We start from the raw sequence: 22157 nt of genomic DNA, 5'->3' as shown, positions 1-22157 counted from the left end.
AACCCCCAAGGTCACAAAACCGCCTGCAGTTACTCCAATGTGCTTCAAGTTACTCCAACTGGCTGGAAGTCACATAACCCTGCTCTAAGGTCACTCAACCGCCTGCAAGTTACTCCAATGTGCTTCAAGTTACTCCAACTGGCTGGAAGTCACATAACCCTGCACCAAGGTCACTCAACCGCCTGCAGTTACTCCAATGTGCTTCAAGTTACTCCAACTGGCTGGAAGTCACTTAACCCTGCACCAAAGTCACTCAACCGCCTGCAGTTACTCCAATGTGCCTCAAGTTACTCCAACCGCCTGCAAGTTACTCAACCCTGCACCAAGGTCACTCAACCGCCTGCAGTTACTCCAATGTGCTTCAAGTTACTCCAACTGGCTGAAAGTTACTCAATCTTGCTCCAAGGTTACTCGACCGTCTGCACTTACCCAAATGTGCTTCGAGTTACTCTAGCCGCCTGCAAGTTACTCAATCGTGCACCAAGGTTACTCGACCGCCTGCACTTACCCAAATGTGCTTCGAGTTACTCTAACCGCCTGCAAGTTACTCAATCGTGCACCAAGGTCACTCAACCGCCTGCAGTTACTCCAATGCGCTTTAAGTTACTCCAATCGGCTGCAGCTTACTCACCGTGCTCCAAGTTACTTTTACAAATTACTCCTGCAGGAGGGGGCAAGCGGTGGGGTGAGTTGGGGATACGGGGACGGTATACATCGGGCGGACAAGCTGTATGTTATTGGTTACATGTTGTGAGTTGAGTTATACGAGTTACCTTTTTGTTCTTCAAGTTTCAATTGGTGGGTTATGAGTCACAAAAGTTGCGCCGTGAGTTTGCGAATTTCGAAGCCAAGCTGCGAGCCTGTGAGTTTGAGTATTTTTGTTACGATCTGCCAACTCCCTGCTTTTTCCCTCTCCCGTGCAGCACCCTGACGGCCAGCATACGAACTCCGCCCAAAAAAGACGCGCACAGGCGCAATACAATACCTGCGGCGTCTTTTGATTTCATTTCACAAACTGCGATACGACGTATAGGGTTGGCGAGTTCCAGTAGATCGTCACTTCGTTGCCGGCGTAGCTTAATTCATGGTCGACGAAGCATCGTGCCGGGGGTTGGCCCTGCAGATGCTCCTGCATATACTCATCGTTAAGATTGCGGTTGGGCCCTCCGGAGACGAGACCGGGAACGGCTGCCTCGATGTCGTCTGCTACGGACGGGCGGTAATGCAGGCGATTGACCGGGCGGTCGCCGAAGCCGGACACATAGCTGATATCAAGCACATTGCGGCCCAGGAGATAATGGAGATGTTCCAACGCGAGCTCCCGGAATCGTTCTTCACCGCCAAGCCGTCCAGCGATCAAGAGGAGCATCGCGTTATTCATTAGTACCATGTTGCTGCCCCAAATGTAATCCTCAGGGCGCATGGAGGTCAGGTAGCCGTCCTCCGCACAGCGGCGGGCCAGTCGTTCAGCTTCGTCCAAAAGTCCTTGCCGCAGCGAAGTGACCCAAGCGGCATCCGTCTCGGCACCCGCCTCTGCAGAGAGCAGGTATGCGATTGTTCCATACCCGCTCATATTGGTCCAGCCCAGCTCGTATTTGGCGAAAGACAGGGCTGCCAGACGGCGGAATACCTCGTGGTATTGTGCAGCGCCGGTGGTACGGAACAGCTCGGCTGCAGCCCAGTACCGTTCGTCCAAGTCGCTTGAGTCGCCGTATTCGCCCGTCCCCACATCGGCCGGATTCTTGAAGCCGGGCCCATTCGGATGAGGCGGGGTGCGCTCCAGCCAAGCCCAGGCGCGTTCTGCCGTTTGCAGGCACCGTGTCGCAAAAGCCTCGTCGAACGGCCTGTACATTCGGGCTGCCATCGCCATAACTCCGGCCAGACATGCCGTTGCCGTGGCGGACACAGGCAGAAAATATAGATCGGCCTGGTCGTCTTCCGGCATGACGTCCAGCGCCGGGAATTGCTTGGTCGTCAGCTTATGGAAGGCGCCGCCGGTACGCGGATCCTGCATTTTGAACAACCACTCCAGCTCATATCGGCATTCGTGCAGAACATCCGGCATCCGGCCGTCACTTTCCGGCAGAGGGATCGCTTGATCAAAGGCCTGCGGGTTGCCCTCATAAGCTAATAGCAAATCAGCAACCGCTTTAGCCCCAGGGCCTGTATATTTCCCATAATCGCCAGCATCATGCCAACCGCCCCGGCTATCCAGACGGAGGGATGGATCGTCATATACGATGCCTTGGGAGGTATGGCAGGCGTGATGCTTCCATGGGCCGGCGAAAGCTTCGTCCAGCTCCATGCCGCAGCGCAAATAATAAAAGGCTTTTTGCAAACCCTGCTTCAACTCGGCATAGGGATTGCTGCCGATTACAAATGTCGCAGATTTCTCACCGTTCAGGCTAACTTGATAGCTTCCCGGCAAACGGAGATCATCGAAATCGCCCCGGCAGACCACCATTCCCGATGCTTCGTCCCGTTGCGCAGAACTGGTCGTCCCCCGATAGACCACTTCACCCGAAACGATGTTGAGAATTTCAAATTCGCCGCCCGAACCGGCGTACACAAAGGATTTAGCTGCCTCAGCCGGGTATCCAAGTTGGTTAACGGCGATGCTCCGGCGGAGCGATTCAGGCATGCTGGATACTTGATTCATTACGATCCCTCTTTTCAATAGTATAAGTAACCGCTTACAATCGGCGGATCTACATGTTCCACCAGTTTCACCACGGACTCCCCACGGCACCTCGACGAAATGCCTACGGCCACTCCGCGCCTCCCCGCGGCACCTCGACGAAATGCCTACGGCCTCTCCGCGCCTCCCCACGGCACCTCGATGAAATGCCCGCGGCCTCTCCACGCCTCCCCACGGCACCTCGATGGAAAGCCTACGGCCTCTCCGCGCCTCCCCACGGCACCTCGACGAAATGCCTACGGCCTCTCCACGCCTCCCCACGGCACCTCGACGTATCGCCCTCGGTCTTCCCCGACCACCTAACGCTACAGATTAGTTCCAAGCCAGCCCCGGGACGCCCACGTTCAAATTGCCACTTTAAGGGTTCTCCTTCTATCCTTGCATGTTCCTCTCCTAATGACAAGCCTCGAAACTTAAGGATTAATCGTCATTATTTTAACGGTAGGGGAGCGTTCGAAGAACTGTCACAATACTCGGGAGATTCTGGCAAACCTCTAGCATCCTATCGACTCTTCTTTGGTAGTATGGTATCATGATAGTCTGATAACGTATTAGCGAACTAAAGCAATATTTCACAAGAGCTTGCTCACATTGAGGCTAACTTCAGGGGGAGAGAGACAAATGAAAACGAACAAAAAAATGGTCATGCTGGGCCTGGTTATGGCGGTTGTCTTAACGGTGTTGGCGGGGTGTTCCGGTTCGGGCTCCGGTAAAGAGGACAACAAGCTGGTGATCGGAATTGACGATAAATTTGCACCGATGGGCTTCCGCGACGATAATAACGAAATTGTCGGCTTCGACATTGATTATGCGAAAGCGGCGGCGGAGAAGATGGGAATGGAAGCAAGTTTCCAGCCGATCGACTGGTCGGCGAAGGAATCCGAGCTGAACAGCGGACGGATTGACTTGATCTGGAACGGCTATACGATTACGGAAGAACGTAAAGGGAAAGTGTTGTTTACGAAGCCTTATTTGAAAAACAGCCAGGTCGTCGTTACATTGGCCGACTCGGAGATTAACCAATTAAGTGATCTGGCCGGCAAGGCGGTGGGCCTGCAGTCGTTATCCTCCGCAGCGGATGCCTTGAACGCAGCTCCGATCAAAAGCGAGATCAAATCCGTTTCCGAATTCCCGGACAACGTACTGGCGCTCAGCGATCTCAAGACGAAACGGTTGGACGCGGTCGTTATTGACGAGGTCGTGGCGCGTTACTACATGTCCAAAGAGGAAGGAACGTTCAAGCTGCTGGACGAATCGCTGGCGCCTGAAGAATACGGCATCGGCGTCAAGAAGGGCAACGAGGAACTGCTGAACAAGCTGCAGCAGGCGCTGGACGAGCTGAATCAGGACGGTACCGCGTCGGAAATTTCGCAAAAATGGTTCGGCGAAGACAAGGTGTTGAAGTAGGAACGAACTCGCGAAAACCGGATTGCTTCGGAATCCGGTTTTTTGCTGGCCTTACGGTCGGTAGTTAGGCCTGCAGAGCGCGTTGCCGTACAAGACGAAATCGAGGAGAGCGACAATGAGTCTGGAGTATTTGTTGAAAATTCTGGGGCCGATGCTGGAAGGAACGGAAACCACGATTCTGCTGTTTTTACTGGCGATCGTAACGTCGATCCCGCTGGGCTTTGCCTTTACCTTTATGGTCCGCAGCCGGGTCAAGCCGGTTGCTTGGTTTGCCGGAGCGTACATCTATGTCATGCGCGGTACGCCGCTGCTGCTGCAAATGCTGTTCGTCTGCTTCGGACTGCCGGTCATCCCGGTTATCGGCGAATATCTCGTAATGGACCGATTTGCGGCGGCATGCCTTGCTTTTACCTTGAATTATGCGGCTTACTTCGCCGAGATTTTCCGCGGAGGATTGCTGGCGATCGATAAAGGGCAATACGAGGCGGCCAAAGTCCTGGGGCTCAGCCGCTGGCAGACTACGACGCGGATCGTGTTGCCGCAAATGCTGAGGATTGCCTTGCCTGCCGTCTCCAACGAATCGATCACCTTGGTCAAGGACACGGCGCTGCTCTATGCGGTGGCCGTCCCGGAGCTGTTGCATTTTGCGCAAACGGCGGTCAACCGGGATTTTACAATCATCCCGTTCGTGCTTGCCGGCGTACTCTACCTGTTGATGACACTGGTGCTTACCGTGCTGTTCAAGGCGCTGGAACGGAAGTTCAAATTCGAATAGAGGGCTGGAATCATGGATCAAGCAATCGTAGAAGTCGAGCATTTACGAAAATCGTTTGGCGACCTGGAGGTACTCAAGGACGTGACCTTCCACGTTGCTGCCAGCGAGGTTCTGGCGGTGATCGGGCCGTCCGGCTCAGGGAAGAGCACGATGCTGCGTGCCCTGGCACATCTTGAGGAGATTGATGGAGGCCGTATTCGCATTGGCGGCGAGACGTTAGCTGACGAGGGGCGGTATGCCGCTGGTGCCAAGCTGAAGGAGATCACGGCCCGCATGGGCATGGTGTTCCAGCACTTCAACCTGTTCCCGCACCTTACGGTACGGGGCAACCTGGAGCTGGCCCCCAAGCTGGTCAAAGGGCTCTCCGCCGCGGACATCCGTGCCAAATCCTTGGAGCTCCTGGAGAAGGTAGGTCTTTCCGACAAGGCGGAGGTCTACCCGTCGAACTTGTCGGGCGGGCAAAAACAGCGGGTCGCCATCGCCCGAGCGCTGATGATGAACCCGGAGATTTTGCTGTTCGATGAGCCCACCTCAGCGCTTGACCCCGAGCTGACAGGCGAGGTGCTGCAGGTGATGAAGCAGCTGGCTGAAGAGCGGATGACGATGATCGTCGTCACGCACGAGATGGGCTTCGCGCGGGAAGTGGCCGACCGCGTCATCTTTATGGCGGACGGCGAAATCATTGAATCCGGACGCCCGGAGCAGTTATTTGGTGCTCCGCAGCATGAGCGGACCCGGTCATTCCTGCAGCGGGTCCTCTGACGTATCCCCCCAAAAAACAGCGGCAGTCTTTAACTTCCTGTTTGGAAGTTCCGAGACTGCCGCTGTTTTTTTTTGTTTGATCTTTTATTTCACCGTAAATACGCCTTCTTTGTACACCAGCGTATAAACGACGCCGGAATCCGTCAGCAAGAACTGGTCTACGCTGTCTTTGGACAAGCGGCGCTGCTTGCCGCCGGGGGCGATGTGATAAATCCCGGGCTCGTAGCCGTACGATACGTAATAGACGCCGGATGAGTTAACTTCGAAGGTCGTATCGGCCGTTGCGCCGGATGCCAGGGAAGCCAACTCCTGCTCTTGGCCGCTCGCCGGGTCAAACCGGAATAACTTCATCTCTTTTCCGCTGTTGACCGTATAGTAAAATACGCTGCCATACATCCGGATCTGAGCGATCTTCCGTGACGATGCGGCGGTAGCCGATTCAGGTTCTCCGCCATTCAGGCCGGTTTGCATCAAGCGCCCCGAACTTTCCTCCAAGTAATAGATCCGTTCGCCAATCAACCAGAATTGACGGGCGTCCGCCGCCAGCTTCACATGTTTCCGGCCGGTCGAGTCGATCCGATACACGGCGTTTGCATCCTTCGGATCGCTGTTATTGAAGCCGATCGCATAAAGTGCGCCGTCCTTCAGAACCAGGGTCGAGTCGATGCTGAATCCGATTCCGCCTTGATCTTCCACCGAACGGGTCGCTCCGTAAACATAACCGGGCTCGCCCAGCGGCGTTACCTTGCCGGTGGTCGCATCGACCCGAGATAAATTGTCCTCGGTTTTGCCCATAAACCGGAAGTCAGTGTAATATACGGCTCCCTGGTCACGGGTGAAGCCAACCAGTTCTTTGGCCGATAAAACCTCTTTCAGCGTTCCGTTCTTCACCTGATACAGCGTATCGCCGCCCATCGTTAGATCCCCGACATGAAGGTTGACGAATAAATCGTTCTCCCATTTCCGCACGTCCGTCAGCCAACCGTCTTCCGGCCGCCAGTCTCCCAGTGCCGCGATTTTCCGCGTCTGTTGCTTCTTGAGGTCATATGCGTACAGATAAGCTTGCTTGCTCACCGTGGACACGTAATAAAACTCATCGCCAATCCGTTTCCCCGAATGAAATACCGGTTTGCCGGGCACTTCAATTCGGGTTGCCTTTTTCCCTGCCGTTTGCCGGAATAGCTGCTCCTCCATGGAAGCGCCGTTGTCCCGGTACACGGTTTTCAGATAATACACATCGGTTCCGAATTGGGTCAACGGGGTTGAGAGATGATCGTAGTCCACCCGTTTACGCCGATCAGTCAGCTGTGTTCGAATGGAATCCTTCACCGCCAGCGTTTGTGGGTGCTTGAGATCCAGAGCCGTATCTCCGATCAGGATCAACCCATCCAGCCAATCAATGCGTTTGCCGAGCGCCGTCGCGGCATCCCTCAGCGGCAGCATAACCCGCCCGCCGATCTTTTTCGGCGGAACGTCGAGCTTCACCGATTTGCCGTTTACGACCATCGTTGTGCTGTCCACTTTGAATTTCACCGTTCTCTTTAACGTAAGGTTCTGGATAAGCACATCGTCGGGTGTCTTTGCGTTCCAGACCACGTCCCAGTAGCCTTGATCAGAACCGGTGGTATGTTCGGCCAGATATCCCATCAGACGAATCGGCACGAGAACGCGCCCGTTTCGTTGTACAACCTCGTAATCGCCGCCTATATCCGTCTTCTGTCCTTGCATAAAGGCTTTGCCTTGATAGTCGTAAGGGATAATGGCCAGCTCGCTGAACGCATCCTTCAGGGATTTGCTGTTGCTCCCGGCGGTGTCAGCCTTCTCGGCAGCATGAACCCCGGCTGTTCCCAGCCCAAGACATGCCGTCAACAGCAGAAGCATCAATTTCTTCTTCAAGTTAAACTCTCCCTTCAATAACCTGGTTCTAAGAACTAGACGCTTCTACTCTTGTAAAAGTTTCTGAGCACCAGGCAATCGGGAAGTAACGCGGCCTCATCCTTAGTCGAAATAAGTTCCGAAATTTTTCATGTAAAAGGAGCAGTGGACGCGTACAGGCATTTGACCGAACATTTCGTGCCAGGAGGTTTGTTTCCATTCTGCGTGCCCCATTTTGTTTCGCACGTATTTGCCAAGACCGATGTTATCGGTTTTGTTCTGCTGCATCGTCTTGATGATCCGCTGCGCTTCCGTGGCGATGTGCTGGCTGACCAGCTGTTCAACCTTTGCCCGTTCGGGCGTGCTAAGTTTTGCGCCGCCGATATACTCCTCTACGCCTCCCTCTACTTTAAGATAAATATCCGCTTCGTATTCGCCGGACGAACGTTTCGTAACTTCGATCCGGCGTTTGCTTTTGACGGCCCGGAAAGAGATGGTTTTCAGATCGGGATCATCCGACGATAAGCTGAACTCGCCTTGCTGCAGATTTTGATACAGAAACGAGAACAGAAAAATGTCTTCTCCAGGCAGCTTGTCGATCATCCGGTCTCCCCGGAACAAGGCGATGCCGCTGATGGCAATATCCTTGCCCTGCTCCTTGACCATGATGGCGATCGGGTCCATGCCGTCGTCATAATAATCGCGGGTAAATTGATATAACGCGGTGCGGGGGGTCGACTGTTTATTAAATTCCTTTTGCAGCAGCTTGTTAAGGTAGTTGGCTGTTTTGGTGTGGCGCGGATATTCGTGCCCGATGACTTCACCGGCTTTCCCATCGACGACGACGATGGCGGTCCGGATGGAAATGCTCGGATCGCGCAGGAACGTATCCATATGCGCCCAGAGACCCCGGCGGGCCAACGCTTCCCCGAACAAGATCGTGCGAATCTGTCCGCTGACGATGGTTCGGCTGGTCCGGAAGGATAAAGACGATTTCGCTTCCTTGTGGCTTGAGCAAATCGTTTTGAGCAATTCATCCGTCGTTTCGCCGTTTCTGGCAAACTGCGTGACCAGCGGCATACTGATCGTGACTTGCAGCTTATTCTCGGGCGCTGCGTCAAATGCGGCGGTTTCGATATAGCCGATCCGTTCCAGAACGCGCTGATCCTGACTGCAGCCGGCGAGCAGGAAGCAGAGGACAACGGTCAGAAATAGGCGTCTAGGCATGTTTCTTGAACCTCCTTTGCACTAGAAGGAGCAGGAGCAGCAGCATAGGAAAGCCGAAGGAGAAGCCCAGCTGTGCGATCGTCAAATATTGAAACCAAGTCTCCACCTCGATCAAGGATTTCGGGATCATTCCTACACAGGCAGTTGCGACCATGGACAAAACTACGATCATTTTCCAGGGGATGCGGCGAAAGACCTGCGACATCACCGCCTGGCCGGACCAATAGTACATCGCCCCCGTATGCATGATCGAAAACAGGAACAGGCTGAACAGAAAGTTCTGAATGCGCTCGATGAACGGAAACCGCAAATAGGCATACATGTCGAGGATCGGAAAAGACGAATGGATCAAAGCTTGATGGCTGAAGAAGCCGTAAGCCAAAAAGGTGACCAGCAGGTAAATGAACATAGTGATCCCGTTACCGAGATGGATGTATTTCAGCCATTTTTTGTTGTTTTCCGCATAGGGGAACAGAAAAAGGCATAGCTCGTATCCCATATACGCGCCGTACAGCCGGATAAATCCCTCTTTCATATCGGTTCCCTCCTGGAGCAGAAACGGCGTCAACCGAGCAAAATCGAATTCGCCGAGGAAAAAAAAGGCGAGCGGAATTTGCAGCAGCAGCAACAACGAGAAAATGACATTTGCCTTGGACATGGCGTAGATTCCTTTAGCAACATAGAGAAATACGAGTATGTCTACGAAGATCTTGAGCACCACATCCGAGGTTGTCGGAAAGATCAGCATTTGATAGATCAAGGCATACTGCTTGATAACGAGACAGCCGATCATGCTGAACAGCCCCCATAGCAGCACATACAGCGGGATCAGAAGGAACCGCGGCAGCGAGGCGCCGAGAATGTCAAACACGGATCTTCCCCCGCCCATCTTGTAAACTGCGGAGATCAGCATAATGTTCAGCGCAACGAACAGGAACATCGGAACAAGCATCAACCAGCCGTTGGTTCCCAAGTAGCGCGCCGTGATCCGCGGCAGGGTGAACAGGACGATCCCGCTTTGGGTGTTGAATACCATGAGGGCGATATGGAAGCGATTCAGTCTCTCCCGATCCAATTGGGTCACCTATTTCTTCATTTTGTTGGTTGTTGGATTAGTTGTACGGGACTGCTTCGGACGCTTGGAAAACATCCAGAACGGCCCCCGGATAAAAATGTCCTTCCAGTCCGTCGGTTTGATCGGCGCGAGCGGTAACATGTACGGTGCTCCCAGGCTGGTCAGCTTGGACATATGGATGATCACCAGTCCCAACCCGAACATGAAGCCGAAATTTCCGAGCATCCCCGACAGGATGATCAGAGCAAACCGTATGAGACGGATCGACCCGCTCATCGTGTAGCTGGGAATGACGAACGAAGCGATGGCGGACATCGCCACGGAGATGATCAGGATGTTGCTGGTAAATCCGGCTTCCACCGCCGCCGTGCCGATGACGATCCCGCCGACAATCCCGATCGTTTGCCCGATCTTGGACGGCAGACGGGCGCCGGCCTCACGCAGCAACTCGAGGGTGGTTTCCATCAGCAAAGCTTCCAGGACCGGGGGAAAAGGGACGCGGCTGCGCGATTCGGACAACGAGGCCAGCAAATTTTGCGGAATCATCTCGTAATGGTATGTCGTGATGGAGACATACATCGAGGTGAGCGTCAGCGTAAGCACAAAGGCGACATACCGCATGACCCGAAGAAACGTGCCGACGGCCCAGCGGCTGTAATAATCGTCGGGCGAGGTAAAAAATTCGAAGATCGTCGTAGGCCCTACGATGACCGAGGGGCTTTGGTCCATAATCACGACGACCCGCCCTTCGTTCAGTTTGGATACGGCAACGTCGGGACGCTCCGAGGTCAGGAACAGCGGAAAGATCGTGGAGGGAAAATCCTCGATCAATTGCACCAACATGCTGCCGTCGAAAACCGCGCTGTATTCGATGCTGCTAATCCGGTCGGACATGCGGTTGACGAAGTCCATATTGGCGATTTCGTCGATATACATTAAACACACCTTGGACTTGAACACTTCGCCGACCTCGAATTGCTTGACCTTCAATCGGCTGCTTTTCACCCTGCGGCGGATGATGGACAGATTGGTGTCCAGCGATTCAATAAATGAGTCATGCGGGCCGACAATCGTGGACTCCGTTTGTGACGATTCGATCGGCCGTATCTCGGGTCCATAAACGGAAACGAGATAGACCCCTTGCGGCACGAACAACGCGGCATCCCCGTCCAAAACGCCGCGGATGACCTTCGTTATATCGACCTCGCGGGCGAATTGGGACTGCTGCAGGAGCCCGTCCAGATCTTCACGACGGATGTTTTCAAGCGGAATCACCACGTTATTGATAAACTTCTGCTTGTCGACCATGTGATCGAAGTATAAGATATCGGCCTGGATCACCGGGTACGTCCGATGCTCCAGATCGGAGCAGCCCCGGAATTCATCCAGCACGCGGTTCAGTGACAGCGGGCCCGGTGCCTGGGGTTCGGATGTATGGGGTGTTTGCTGCCTGGTTTTTTGATTGGCTATCGTGAAGATGGATTTCATTAGTCGGGAGAACAAGGTGTAATTCCTCCAGTTGAGGTAGTTTCTTCTATTGTGTGTAGCATGGGTCGAACTATGCAGGGATGGCGAGAGATTGATTCGGATGCAAAAAAGGAATGCCGCATCCTATCGCAGCATTCCTTGGAGTTTCATTGTCTTTCATTCGATTCGCCCAGCAACAGCCGGGATAATTCGGTATAAGTGACAGCCGGCGTATAAGGAAGGGAACCCTCCGATTCGGGCCGAACACCGCGGTGATTGAACCAGATCGTCTGCCAACCGGCACCGGCTGCTCCAACGACATCGTTGCGCCAGGAATCCCCGATATAACAGCATTGCTCCGGTGCTTTGCCCAGCTTCTCGGCAATCAGGTGGAACAGCCGAATGTCCGGTTTGGTGAGGCCAATCGCTCCCGAGATGAACACCCGCTCGGCGGGGATCCGCCGGTCCACCCCCAGCGCTCGGATTTTTCGCCACTGGTGATCCGGCGGCCCGTTCGTAATAATTCCGACGACCACGTCCCGCGCCTGCAGCTCGCCGATGAGCTCCAGGGCTCCGGGGAACGGATGAATGTCAAATTGACGGCTCAGATAGGCGGCCTGAACCGCTGCGGCTTGTTCCGCGGACAGCGGGAGGCCGAACTCCCCCAGCGAGCGGATGAAACGCTCGGTACGCATCGACTCAAGCGCCTGACCTTGCGTTGGCGTGCCCCCAGCTTCGGCAGACAGAAAATCACTGTAATAGCGCATCCTGTGATAAGCCGGCTCGTACGGAAAGTCATTCCCGGTATTCAGTATTTCTTCCAGCGCGGCGCGGAAAGGCTGCAGGTGGTCATATAACGTATCGTCAACGTCAAAAAATACCGCATGGTTTGGCGTGATTGGCTTCATTGCGATGTTCCTCTTCTCCCTCTTCCAGCCGCAGTAGAAAACCTTGGCCTTTTCCATTAAAATGCTTATGTATTGTACTGACAGCAGGAGCTGACATCTTCTCATTATACGGGACAGGTTCGAAAATACATAGTTTCATCCGGCCTTTTCGTTATATGATGGGATCGGGTTGTACATTTTGGACGGAAAGGTTAGGACCGGATGTGAAAAAGCCGAAACGATGGTTTACCTTAAGAAATCAAATCTTCCTCAGCTTCATGCTGCTGATGATATTTGTCCTGGGGATTGCGAGCGTTCTGACGTATTCCCGGGTGTCTGCGCTGCTGAAAACCAATGCCGAGAAGCATATCAGCCAGACCGCGCTTCAAGCCAACGGCCGGTTGGATGCGCTGATTGCCCAGATCAACACGCTGACGACTCAAGTCGCCACCGATGATTATGTCCAGCAGCTGCTGATGGCTGAGGTGCAAGGGCAGGAGACGCCGTTCAGTTCGCGCCAGTCGTTGCTGCCGTTGTTCAGTGACTATCAGGCCTACGTAACCGGCATTAAATCGCTGGAGTTATATACGAACGACTACCGCCGGTTGTTCCCGCTTAACGAAACCCAATTGATAGACACGATTGACTCGCAGTGGATCAATGCAGCCAATTGGGGCAAGGGGGCGCTCGTATGGATTGGCATCGATCCGCGCGACCCGTCCTCCGTGCTGGCGCTGCGCCGAGTCAGCCTGCTCGACCGCTGGTTTTCGTCCGGGGGATATTTAATGGTGCGGATCGACCGAGCTTATTTTCAAATTCATGAGCAAATCAACGGGGAAGGCGGGGAATATATCCTGTTGGTGGATGGGAACCAGCGTCCGGTGGCAACGAACTTCAGCTTTCCGGCGGAAGATTTGAATTTGAAGGAGCTGCTGGGCAATCCGGGGAGAAATATCACCATCGGCGGACAGGAATTTATCGAGGTGAAACAAGCTTCCAAAGCGACGGGGTGGACGCTGGTCTTCTTCACGCCGGTCAGCTATGTCACCAGCGGGATCTCTGCGCTTCGCACGGCGGTCATTGCCTCGGGAGCAATCGGTGTGCTCCTGTTCCTGATCATGTCGCTGTCGCTGTCCACGATGATTACCCGGCCGATCTTCCGGCTGATCAAGGCGATGCGCGGGGCGAGATTTGGCGTGCTGCAGCCGAACCCGATGTTCTCGAAGACGATGGAAATCAATGAGCTGAACAATTCCTACAACCAGATGGTCGACAACATGAATGAATTGATCCGCGTCGTCTACGAGAAGGAGCTACTGCAAAGCCGCACCGAACTGAAAGCGCTCCAGGCGCAAATCAACCCGCATTTCCTGTTCAATACGCTGGAGGCTTTCTACTGGTCGCTGGAGGAGAAGGGGGAAGAGGAACTGGCTAATCTGGTGGTCGGCATGTCCAGCTTGTTCCGGTATACCATCAGCAGTTCGAACCAGGATGAGTGGGTGACGATGGAGGACGAGCTTGAGCATGTGGAACGTTATCTCCAACTGATGGATATTCGCCTTGCAGAACGGTTAACCTGGTCCATTGACGCCGGCGAGTTCCGCCACGTCAAGCTTCCGAAGCTTCTGATCCAGCCGTTGGTGGAGAACGCGATCTTGCACGGGGTGGAGAAGCAAGTCGGCCAGGGCAAAGTCAGTATAGCCGTCGAATCGGCGGAGCGGGAAGGTTACGTAAAAATCACCGTACGGGATAACGGTCCCGGAATGGATGAGGGAACGCTGAACGGCTTAATGCAGGCGATGGAAGGGGGGCCTTCCATTTCCTCCAAAGGGACCGGCGTTGGGATTGTAAACGTGCAGCGGCGGCTGCGTTTGTATTTTGACGGGGAGCATGGGGGAAAACACGGACTGCAGGTCGCCAGCCGTCCGGGCGAAGGAACGTCTGTAAGCTTTGAAATACCTAGTGAATTCGGGGGAACGGGATGAAGCAGCCAAAAACGATTCTTGTGGTGGAAGATGAACCGAGGACGAGACAAGGGTTTACGAAAACGCTGGAAGCGTGGTCTGCCGGGCGGTATCGCATCGAAGCGGCGGACAGCGGGCAGGCGGCGCTGGCTTGGCTGGAAGACCATGTCGCCCATCTGATGATTACGGACATCCGCATGCCCGGGATCAGCGGGTTGGAGTTGATTGAAATGCAGCAGCGTCACAAGCAGTTCAAGCCGGTCGCGATCATCATCTCGGGATATGCGGAATTCGAATACGCGCAAAAAGCAATGCAGCTCGGCGTCGTCAACTATTTGCTCAAACCGGTGGACAAGCACAAGCTGGTTCAAGCAGTGGAGCAGGCGCTGCTGGTGGAGGACGACCGGCATCGGATCGAAACGATGGAGAAGCTGGTCGACCCGCGACTGCTGGAGACGAAGGAGACGGATACGCAATATACGCCGCAGGTGCGTGAGGCGTTAAGCTATCTGGATGAGCATTTGCACGAACCGATTACGATGCGCCAGGTGGCCGACCGGCTGCATTTGAATCCGAGTTACTTCAGCGTGTTGTTCAAGGAACAAACGGACCTCACCTTCAGCGAATATATCAGCCGGCTGCGGGTGCTTCGCGCCAAGGAGCTGCTGTTGCGAACGACGCTGTCCGTCGGGGAGATCGCCGAACGCGTGGGTTATCAAAGCGATAAATATTTCATCAAGGTGTTCAAAAGCTATGAAGGGATGAGCCCCAGCAAATACCGCAGCAAAGCGAAAGAGACGGAAGAGAACGCCTAAATGCGAGAGGATTCGAGATTTTTACTGCGGCAAAAGGCGTCATGCCCTACAACTGGTATGGAAGCGGAAACATCAACGTGATAAACTTGGGTTGAAGCGGTTACATCAAGTGGCCGTGATAACTAGGGGGATCAAGCATGTCCAACCATAAAACAATACCCATCCTGTTGATTGCGCTTCTCCTGCTGCTGGGACTCTCCGGCTGCACCGGCGGTAAGGCAGCCGGAGGCGGGAGCGCGGAGGACCAGGCGGCCTCGGCGACAGGGGGGAACGTAACGATTCAATTCATGCACCTGTGGCCTGCAGGCGCTTCACCGCAGCAGAATAAACTGGTAAACGAAATCATCGACCAATATCAATCCGAGCATCCGAATATAACGATTCAGCAGGAAGTGATGGAAAACGAGCAATACAAGAATAAATTGAAGATTTTGTCCGCGGCCAACGAACTTCCTGACGTGGGCGTAACCTGGGCGGCTGGATTCATGGATCCGTATGTGAAGGGAGATCTGTTTGCTCCGCTGGATGATTTGCTGAGCAGCGGATTGAAGGATCAATTCGTACCGGGGGCGACGGATGCTTACGCCGTGCAGGGAAGAACGTACGGCTTGCCGATCGAGCTGAACATCTCGCCGATTTATTATAATAAAGCGATATTCGAGAAATATGATCTGAAGGTGCCGCAAACTTACGATCAGTTTCTGGATCTGGTTAATCAACTGAACCGTGAAGGGGTAACCCCGATTGCACTGGGGAACCGGGACCGATGGACGGGATCGATCTGGTACATGTACCTGGCCGACCGTCTCGGGGGACCGGAAACGTTGAAGAAAGCGATCGACCGTTCCGGGACCTTCGAGGACCCGGCATTGATTCAGGCCGCGGCCGAAATTCAGAAGCTGGTGGACATGAACGCTTTTAATAAAGGCTTTAACGGCCTGTCCAATGAGGAAGGGAAATCCGTCTTCATGAAGGAGCAAGCCGCGATGTTCCTGGCGGGAACCTGGGAGGTGCCGAACTTTACGAGCAACCCGGATGTCCCTCAGCAATTTAAAGAAAATGTGGGCTTCTTCAAATTTCCGACCTTCGCCGGCGGCAAAGGGGATATTAACAGTTGGGTTGGCGGGCCGGGGGTAGGCCTGTTTGTGGCGGAAAACTCCAAAGTCAAAGACGAAGCGAAGAAGTTCGTGGAATACTTCATCGGCAAATGGGGGGCCGAATCGGTCAGCACAGCCGGGGTGATCCCGGCAACCAAGGTGGACACTTCCTCTTCGGATTTACCCCGGCTCTACATCGATCTGCTGGATGAGCTGAACAATGCCAGCAACCTGACTTTATTTGCCGATGTGCAAATGAAATGGAATGCCGCGCAGACGCATCTGAACATGATTCAAGCGTTGTTTGGCAAAGCGGTGACGCCGGAACAATTCGTGAAGGAGCATGAAGCCGCGCTACAAAAGGGCGATTAATCCCGGTAAAAGAAGTCTGTCCAGTAAACCTGGGCAGACTACCAATAAAATACATAATATAGAATTAGTAAAAAATAAAATGTTAGACTAAGTGTTCCACAAGCCAGTCCTGCAAGTGCTAAGCCTTTACCGGAATCATTGGACCTAGTAATTTCATTTGATGCCTGTCTTGCCAAAATAATTGAAATTACTGCTAAAAGAAAACCTAAAAATGGTATTACTAAAGATAAAACACCTAAAATTAGAGAAGCAATAGATTTAGAATTAATCCGTTCTGGTGAGCTTCTAAACATTATTCATATCCTCCTTTTATAACTAACATTATGATAAATTGTGTATTTATGTAAAAAGTGATTTATATAATATAACGTAAGCTCTGTTCAATGGTCAAGACCCCGTTTAGTGGACATTGAAAAAACATAGACAACAAGCTGGTTTCTGTATTCTCAGAGGGGGTTAGTTTGTTTCTTCGGGTACGGCAGTTGTTATAAAAAAGTATATTCTCCAACCCGATTTTTCTCGAATCCATACGAAACTGCTTTTGAATTTCCTTCAAGAAAACAAGTATTGTCTTGAGCTGGTATTTCCACCGCCTTATAGTCCAGAGCTTAATCTTGTTGAAGGATTTTGGAAATGGTTGGAAGCGGATGCGATCAACAACGTCTATTACTACACACTGCTGAAATCCTAACCAATGTCCAAGCATTCATGGTCGGTTACTTCCGGTTAGCCTCAGCCAAGGGCTATTGAGAGAAATTCGACCAGTGGATTCAAAGAAGACTCTAATGTACCTCTGGAATCAATGTAAACGAGTATGGACTCGTTTTCTTGAACTTCGAGCACTCGAAGTCCAAGATTAGGCTTGCAAAGCAATGGCAAGCTCCCGCTGGGGGCATGAGAAATGGCTGTAACACAAATAAAGCCCTCCCGACTTCCTACTGGGAAGCGAAAGGGCTGAAAAGTTTGCTTTCTGGTTACCTGGAACTTCGTTAACCTTTTCTGGAAATGCCGAGTACGTACCCACATGCTAGGTTTTGTGAGAGGACAGGGATGCCGCCGCCTCCTACTCAATATTGTTTATTACTTAAAACCAAGGATTAAGTCGTTTCAAACTGTGCCGTGACTATATTAGCTATTGTGGAAACATATAAGTAAAGCCCATAAGTGTTCTGAAAGTATCCGAGCACAGTTGCGTCAAAAACAAGAGATGCTCTAGCAGGTCTCCCATTAACTCCAGAAGTTTCCTGCGGATTGTCAACCCCAAAGTAAACCCGGTTATAACTCCCACCTGCTACACTAATATAAGGATCGTAAACATCGTTAATGTAAGAATATCCATAACCAGATGCTACTCGGACATAATCGGCTTTATAGTTGCACTTAATAAGTGTAGAATCTTCTGCTACGGTAACATTTCTATAAATTGTATACCCAGTACCAGGTGTCGATGTTCCTCCTCCTACCGATGCAAATGGAGTAATTTCTTGATCCTCAGCATCTTCTACTTCAATTATTTCTATTTCCGCCTCAGTACTGTCGATTTTTGACTGTCTAACTGATCCGTCTGGATATGTGGTTCTTATAATTGTTTCTTTATCAGAAATCTTGATCTGCTCAGTAACACCTTGATCTCTCATTGCAGGATTATCTGAATCAATCATTTGACCTGACTCAAGTTTGCTAATTAGAGCCAATTGAGTTTCCCTCGGAATTCCAAGCTCGTCCATTTTTAAAGTCAACTCCGACAAAACCTCATCAGAAATCCCTACAGGTTGGACTACTTCATTTGCAAATGCTGCGGGAACAGATGAAAATACTAGAACTGTCGACAAAACAATTGAAGCCAATGCCTTTTTCATGAAATTCTACCTCCTTAATTTTGGGATATTTTACAAATAAAATGTTAGTATGTTATATTTTATTTGTCAACCAAAATATAGTAAAGGTGAGATAATAATGAATTTTAAATTACTTTTACATGAATTATCGATTTATCTACTACTAGCAAGTGAAGTATTATTGTTTTTCGTTTTCCTTCTTCTGTTTTTTTATCTATTTAGCAAGAATAAAATTGATAGGGAACTACAAAATGTTTTGGGGCTAATAAAGAAAAGATAAGGGGGATCTCACATGGGCTCTTGGTCATTTTCTGTTCCAATCATCTATTTGTTTACTATCATCAATTCTTTAGTTTTTTTTATTGTTATAGCTTTTATCGTAAAAATCCATAAACATAAAAAAACTATGTTAAAAACAATAGCAACTTTAAAAGAGTATCTGGGGTATATGGGGTATACAGGGAAATAATAGAGTAGGACGGGGGCTAGCCGCCCCCGTCCTACTCTATTTATCCGACGTATTGGGATAAGGAAATCAGCGCCGTCATCGTAATGATGTTCAGCAGCGTCGAGATCAGCACGGTTTGCGAGGCGAAATCCGGCTCGTTGTCGTACTCCTCCGCCAGAATCGTACTGTTCACGCCGGTCGGCATGCCGGAAGCGATCAACAGAGCTTGGGCCGGAATCCCCTTGAGGCCCAGCGCCAACACCAGCGCGAATCCGATAGCCGGTCCGATCAGCAGGCGCAGCGCTACGCTGACATAAACGTCGATCCGGTCGAGCCGGAGCGGATATTTGATGATTTGCGCGCCCAGCGTCAGCAAAGCGATGGCGACCATTGAATCGGCGATATACCCGAGCGGCTTAGCCACGAAATAAGGAATCGGCCACCGGAGCATGTGCAGCGCCATTCCCAGCACTAGGGCGTAAGGCACGGGCATCTTCAGGAAGCCGATCAGCGCCGCTTTCAGCGTGCCGCCGGATTTCGCCCTTTGAACGGACATCACGCCGAAAGTAAACGTGACCAGGCTCTGGAACGTCATCACCAACGCTTGGACCGAAGTGGCCAACGGATCGCCTTTGAAGGCCAATTGGTTGATCGGCAGTCCGTAATTGCCGGAGTTGTCGAGGATCAGGCTGTTGGCAAAGGCGGCCCGCATGCCCGGCCCGAACTTCAGGCGCCGGCTGACAAGCAGACTGACCCCGTACAGCAGCAAGACGTACAAAATGTAAAACCCTGTAACGCTCCCCAGCAGTTCCGCCGACATTTCCGATTCGTACATGCTCATGAATACGACTGCGGGCGTTACGAAGTAGAAATTGATCTTGGCCAGCGTGTACAAATCCAGTCTGAAAGCGCGCTGCATCAAGGCCCCTAATCCGATCAAGACAAAAATAGGCAAAACGACATCGAGCACAATATCGCCGATCATCTCTAGGTGTTCACTTCTTTCTTATTCACAGTTGCTTGTTATTATATCACGCTCGCCGCCGTATAGAAGATGTAAAATGCACTTTGCGAACCGGGTGTGTTAAAATGGCTTCACAGCAAACTTGCCCGTCGCTTGAATTAGGGAACCTATTTCCTGCGCGTGTGTACAATAAGGAGGGAACGCCGATGGGAAACGCCTCCCCGCAGAACCATCCCATCCTGAACGATGTGGAGCGAATGATTCACCTGGAGACGGAATTGACTCAATTTAATCATGAGCGATCCTTGTATTTGGCGGAATCCGCCCGACTGACGGTGACGCGGATCGGCGGGACCACGCTGCTGCTGGATGCGTCGTCCCCCGCGTCCAGCTATTATAATCGCGTTATCGGCTTTGGCCCGGCAGATTTGGATCGGTTGCCTGAGATTCTCGGGACATATACTGCGGCAGGCATCGATCCCTGCTTCGACATGAGCCCGGACCGGCAAACCGGCGAAGTGGCGGAAGTTTTGGCGGCACGGGGGTTCGTGCCGAGGCTGCAGCTTGCTTTTCTCAAACTGGAACGAATTGGAGAGAATCTGGAGCAGGCGAAGCCGGCACAGGCTCAGGCCAGGAAGGACATCGCCGTCTCCCGGGTTGCTGACGAGGCAGGGGCTCTCTCATTGATCCAACTCATCGAGCGGTCGCGCGGCGGAGACGGTTCCGCCTTGGAGGAAGCCAAGGTACAACAGAAGAGCCGGTATTTCTACCGGGCGGATTTTCAAAATTACGTGGCTTGGATTGGAGGAGAGCCCGCAGGGATCGGGTCACTATTTATCCGCAGGGAAACGGGGTATTTGGCTAACGACTTCACGTTTCCGGAGCACCGGAGGCAGGGCGTCCAGACCGCCTTGATCCGGCACAGACTGCAAGCCGCCTCAGCGCTGGGGCTGACGCGGGTGTATACCGATGTTGAGTTTGCATCGGCCAGTCATGTGAACATGTTGCGATGCGGGTTTGAAATGGTTTATATGAACACGTTCTGGATGAAATCGGCGTCGCCGCTATAAGCGGATTGGCGCTGTTTTTTATTTGGCCGTTCGCCTGCGGAGGCGCGGTACCCGCCGGATCAGAAGTTGACCTAGCACTTCGGACAAGACCAGCCCGATCGCGATCGACCCGGACAGGAGAAAAGCTTTGGCGGCAAGCTCGACCGCAAGGTCGTATTCGTTCTCCACGAAGCGGCGCATGGCGTCGTACGCCAGCCCGCCGGGAACCAACGGGATGATGCCGGCTACGCTGAAGATAATGACCGGCTTCTTGTAAATCCGGGCAAACAGCTGGCTTAAAGCACCCACCAGAAAGGTCGCGGCAACGGTCGAAAATACGCTGTCCATCCGCGGCTCCAGCAAGAGATAGACCATCCAGCCGACCATGCCGGACAGGCCGCATTGGAGCAGCGTTCGCTTGGGTGCATTAAAGAGGATGCCAAAAGCCCCTGAGGCGATAAAACTGACAAGCAAATGCACGAGGATATACATCGGACGGCAGGTCTCCTTCCGCTCTAGTTACAACAAGGTAAACACGACGGCAATCCCGGCCCCGATGGCAAAGGCGGTCAGGAAGGCCTCCGCCCCGCGCGACAACCCGGACACGAGATGACCCGCCATCAGGTCCCGGACCGCATTGGTGATCAGCAAACCCGGTACCAGCGGCATGACGGAACCGATAATGATCTTATCCAACTCCCGGCCGATGGATAACTGTACAAAACCCAGGGCCAGCAAACCGATCAGCAAAGCAGCGGTAAATTCGGCGAAAAACTTCACCTTGACCAACCGATGGAACAGCAGGTACGCGGCGAACCCCAAACCGCCGCATAATATGCCCGGCAGGAAATCGGTCAGTTGGCCGCGGAACATCAGCGTGAAGCAGCCGCTCGACAAGGCCGCCGCCGCCATCTGCAGCGGCATCGGGTAGGCGTGCTTCTCCTTCTCGATTCGCAGCAGCGAGGCATAGGCCTCCGCCGCCGTGAGATCTCCGCTGCCCAGCCTCCGAGAGATGTCGTTCACCGCGGATACCTTCTGCAGATCGGTTGTCCGCTCCACGATGCGAATCAGCTTGGCTGATTCCGCTTCACCGGATTGGAAGACGATCCCTGTCGGCGTCACATAACTATGCGAGCCCGGCAGCCCCAGCGCCTCGGCCATCCGGGTCATCGTGTCCTCCACGCGGTAGGTTTCCGCTCCGCTTTGAAGCATGATTTTTCCCGCCAATAGGCAGACCTGTACAGGCTCCTGTCCCTGGACCGCAGCCGTGCTATTCATCACCGTCACCCTTTCAAGCATCTGACGCCATTATATCACGCTGATCCGCGCAGAGAAATGGACTCGACTAGATATGTCATATATTGTCGAATATAATCGAAATATAGCAAAAAAATCTTATTATTTTCCATATAATATGTTATGCTATCCCTATTCACC

General features: G+C 52.7%; 20 protein-coding genes. 9 read left to right on the top strand and 11 right to left on the bottom strand.

Features of this window, described 5'->3' with window-relative positions; translation table 11 throughout:
* Positions 1 to 1003 precede the first annotated feature (1003 nt).
* Positions 1004 to 2659, bottom strand: a complete 1656-nt coding sequence (locus BN3795_RS23530; RefSeq protein WP_232730024.1) for a glycoside hydrolase family 9 protein — start codon at positions 2657 to 2659, stop codon at positions 1004 to 1006.
* 660 nt (positions 2660 to 3319) lie between these two features.
* On the opposite strand from BN3795_RS23530, the gene BN3795_RS23525 reads away from it, so the two are divergent.
* The 3 genes from BN3795_RS23525 (at position 3320) to BN3795_RS23515 (ending at position 5642) form a co-directional block, all read left to right on the top strand.
* A complete protein-coding gene (locus BN3795_RS23525; protein WP_068787106.1) occupies positions 3320 to 4105 on the top strand; it encodes an amino acid ABC transporter substrate-binding protein in 786 nt (261 codons plus the stop codon).
* Positions 4106 to 4220: 115 nt separating this feature from the next.
* The gene (locus tag BN3795_RS23520; protein ID WP_068787105.1) at positions 4221 to 4880 is read left to right on the top strand and encodes an amino acid ABC transporter permease; all 660 of its coding nucleotides are present in this window, start codon (positions 4221 to 4223) and stop codon (positions 4878 to 4880) included.
* 12 nt (positions 4881 to 4892) lie between these two features.
* Positions 4893 to 5642, top strand: coding sequence for an amino acid ABC transporter ATP-binding protein (locus BN3795_RS23515; RefSeq protein WP_068787104.1), 750 nt, complete (start codon positions 4893 to 4895; stop codon positions 5640 to 5642).
* A gap of 84 nt (positions 5643 to 5726) precedes the next feature.
* On the opposite strand, the gene BN3795_RS23510 is transcribed toward BN3795_RS23515, so the two are convergent.
* From BN3795_RS23510 to BN3795_RS23490, 5 genes are all read right to left on the bottom strand, one after another.
* The gene (locus BN3795_RS23510) at positions 5727 to 7538 is read right to left on the bottom strand and encodes a copper amine oxidase N-terminal domain-containing protein (protein WP_068787103.1); all 1812 of its coding nucleotides are present in this window, start codon (positions 7536 to 7538) and stop codon (positions 5727 to 5729) included.
* 102 nt (positions 7539 to 7640) lie between these two features.
* A complete protein-coding gene (locus tag BN3795_RS23505; protein ID WP_068787102.1) occupies positions 7641 to 8744 on the bottom strand; it encodes a Ger(x)C family spore germination protein in 1104 nt (367 codons plus the stop codon).
* Positions 8737 to 9819 (bottom strand): GerAB/ArcD/ProY family transporter, encoded by a 1083-nt coding sequence (locus BN3795_RS23500; protein WP_198524818.1) that lies wholly within the window; start codon positions 9817 to 9819, stop codon positions 8737 to 8739. Before BN3795_RS23500 ends, BN3795_RS23505 begins: the two co-directional genes overlap by 8 nt.
* Before the next feature lie 9 nt (positions 9820 to 9828).
* Positions 9829 to 11322, bottom strand: coding sequence for a spore germination protein (locus BN3795_RS23495; protein ID WP_232730023.1), 1494 nt, complete (start codon positions 11320 to 11322; stop codon positions 9829 to 9831).
* Between the two features lie 131 nt (positions 11323 to 11453).
* On the bottom strand, positions 11454 to 12194 hold the full coding sequence (locus BN3795_RS23490; protein WP_068787099.1) for an HAD family hydrolase: 741 nt from the start codon (positions 12192 to 12194) through the stop codon (positions 11454 to 11456).
* Positions 12195 to 12397: 203 nt separating this feature from the next.
* Here BN3795_RS23490 and BN3795_RS23485 point away from each other — a divergent pair, with 203 nt between their 5' ends.
* From BN3795_RS23485 to BN3795_RS23475, 3 genes are all read left to right on the top strand, one after another.
* Positions 12398 to 14158, top strand: a complete 1761-nt coding sequence (locus BN3795_RS23485; RefSeq protein WP_110945352.1) for a sensor histidine kinase — start codon at positions 12398 to 12400, stop codon at positions 14156 to 14158.
* Positions 14155 to 14952 (top strand): response regulator transcription factor, encoded by a 798-nt coding sequence (locus BN3795_RS23480; protein ID WP_068787098.1) that lies wholly within the window; start codon positions 14155 to 14157, stop codon positions 14950 to 14952. Before BN3795_RS23485 ends, BN3795_RS23480 begins: the two co-directional genes overlap by 4 nt.
* 137 nt (positions 14953 to 15089) lie before the next feature.
* Entirely contained in the window at positions 15090 to 16421 is a 1332-nt protein-coding gene (locus BN3795_RS23475) for an extracellular solute-binding protein (protein WP_068787097.1), read from the top strand.
* A 38-nt stretch (positions 16422 to 16459) separates the two neighbouring features.
* On the opposite strand, the gene BN3795_RS25375 is transcribed toward BN3795_RS23475, so the two are convergent.
* Entirely contained in the window at positions 16460 to 16714 is a 255-nt protein-coding gene (locus tag BN3795_RS25375) for a DUF4190 domain-containing protein (protein WP_110945351.1), read from the bottom strand.
* Between the two features lie 194 nt (positions 16715 to 16908).
* On the opposite strand from BN3795_RS25375, the gene BN3795_RS25370 reads away from it, so the two are divergent.
* Complete coding sequence (locus BN3795_RS25370) at positions 16909 to 17112, top strand: transposase (RefSeq protein ID WP_110945350.1); 204 nt, start codon at positions 16909 to 16911, stop codon at positions 17110 to 17112.
* A gap of 406 nt (positions 17113 to 17518) precedes the next feature.
* Here the strand turns inward: BN3795_RS25370 and BN3795_RS23465 are convergent, their stop codons facing one another.
* Positions 17519 to 18280, bottom strand: a complete 762-nt coding sequence (locus BN3795_RS23465) for a hypothetical protein (RefSeq protein ID WP_068787095.1) — start codon at positions 18278 to 18280, stop codon at positions 17519 to 17521.
* A gap of 271 nt (positions 18281 to 18551) precedes the next feature.
* Here BN3795_RS23465 and BN3795_RS25750 point away from each other — a divergent pair, with 271 nt between their 5' ends.
* A complete protein-coding gene (locus BN3795_RS25750) occupies positions 18552 to 18728 on the top strand; it encodes a hypothetical protein (RefSeq protein ID WP_198524816.1) in 177 nt (58 codons plus the stop codon).
* Between the two features lie 40 nt (positions 18729 to 18768).
* Here the strand turns inward: BN3795_RS25750 and BN3795_RS23460 are convergent, their stop codons facing one another.
* Entirely contained in the window at positions 18769 to 19692 is a 924-nt protein-coding gene (locus BN3795_RS23460; protein WP_068787094.1) for an AEC family transporter, read from the bottom strand.
* Between the two features lie 185 nt (positions 19693 to 19877).
* Between BN3795_RS23460 and BN3795_RS23455 the strand changes: the two genes are divergently transcribed.
* Positions 19878 to 20741, top strand: a complete 864-nt coding sequence (locus tag BN3795_RS23455) for a GNAT family N-acetyltransferase (protein ID WP_068787093.1) — start codon at positions 19878 to 19880, stop codon at positions 20739 to 20741.
* A gap of 18 nt (positions 20742 to 20759) precedes the next feature.
* Here BN3795_RS23455 and BN3795_RS23450 read toward each other — a convergent pair whose 3' ends face one another.
* Both BN3795_RS23450 and BN3795_RS23445 read right to left on the bottom strand, forming a co-directional pair.
* Positions 20760 to 21212, bottom strand: a complete 453-nt coding sequence (locus BN3795_RS23450; protein WP_068787092.1) for a threonine/serine exporter family protein — start codon at positions 21210 to 21212, stop codon at positions 20760 to 20762.
* A gap of 27 nt (positions 21213 to 21239) precedes the next feature.
* Entirely contained in the window at positions 21240 to 21998 is a 759-nt protein-coding gene (locus BN3795_RS23445; RefSeq protein WP_068787091.1) for a threonine/serine exporter family protein, read from the bottom strand.
* Positions 21999 to 22157: the final 159 nt, after the last annotated feature.

It is taken from the genome of Paenibacillus phocaeensis (assembly GCF_900021165.1).
Lineage (GTDB): Bacteria > Bacillota > Bacilli > Paenibacillales > Paenibacillaceae > Fontibacillus > Fontibacillus phocaensis.
This window is presented reverse-complemented; position numbering and strand designations above follow the sequence as displayed.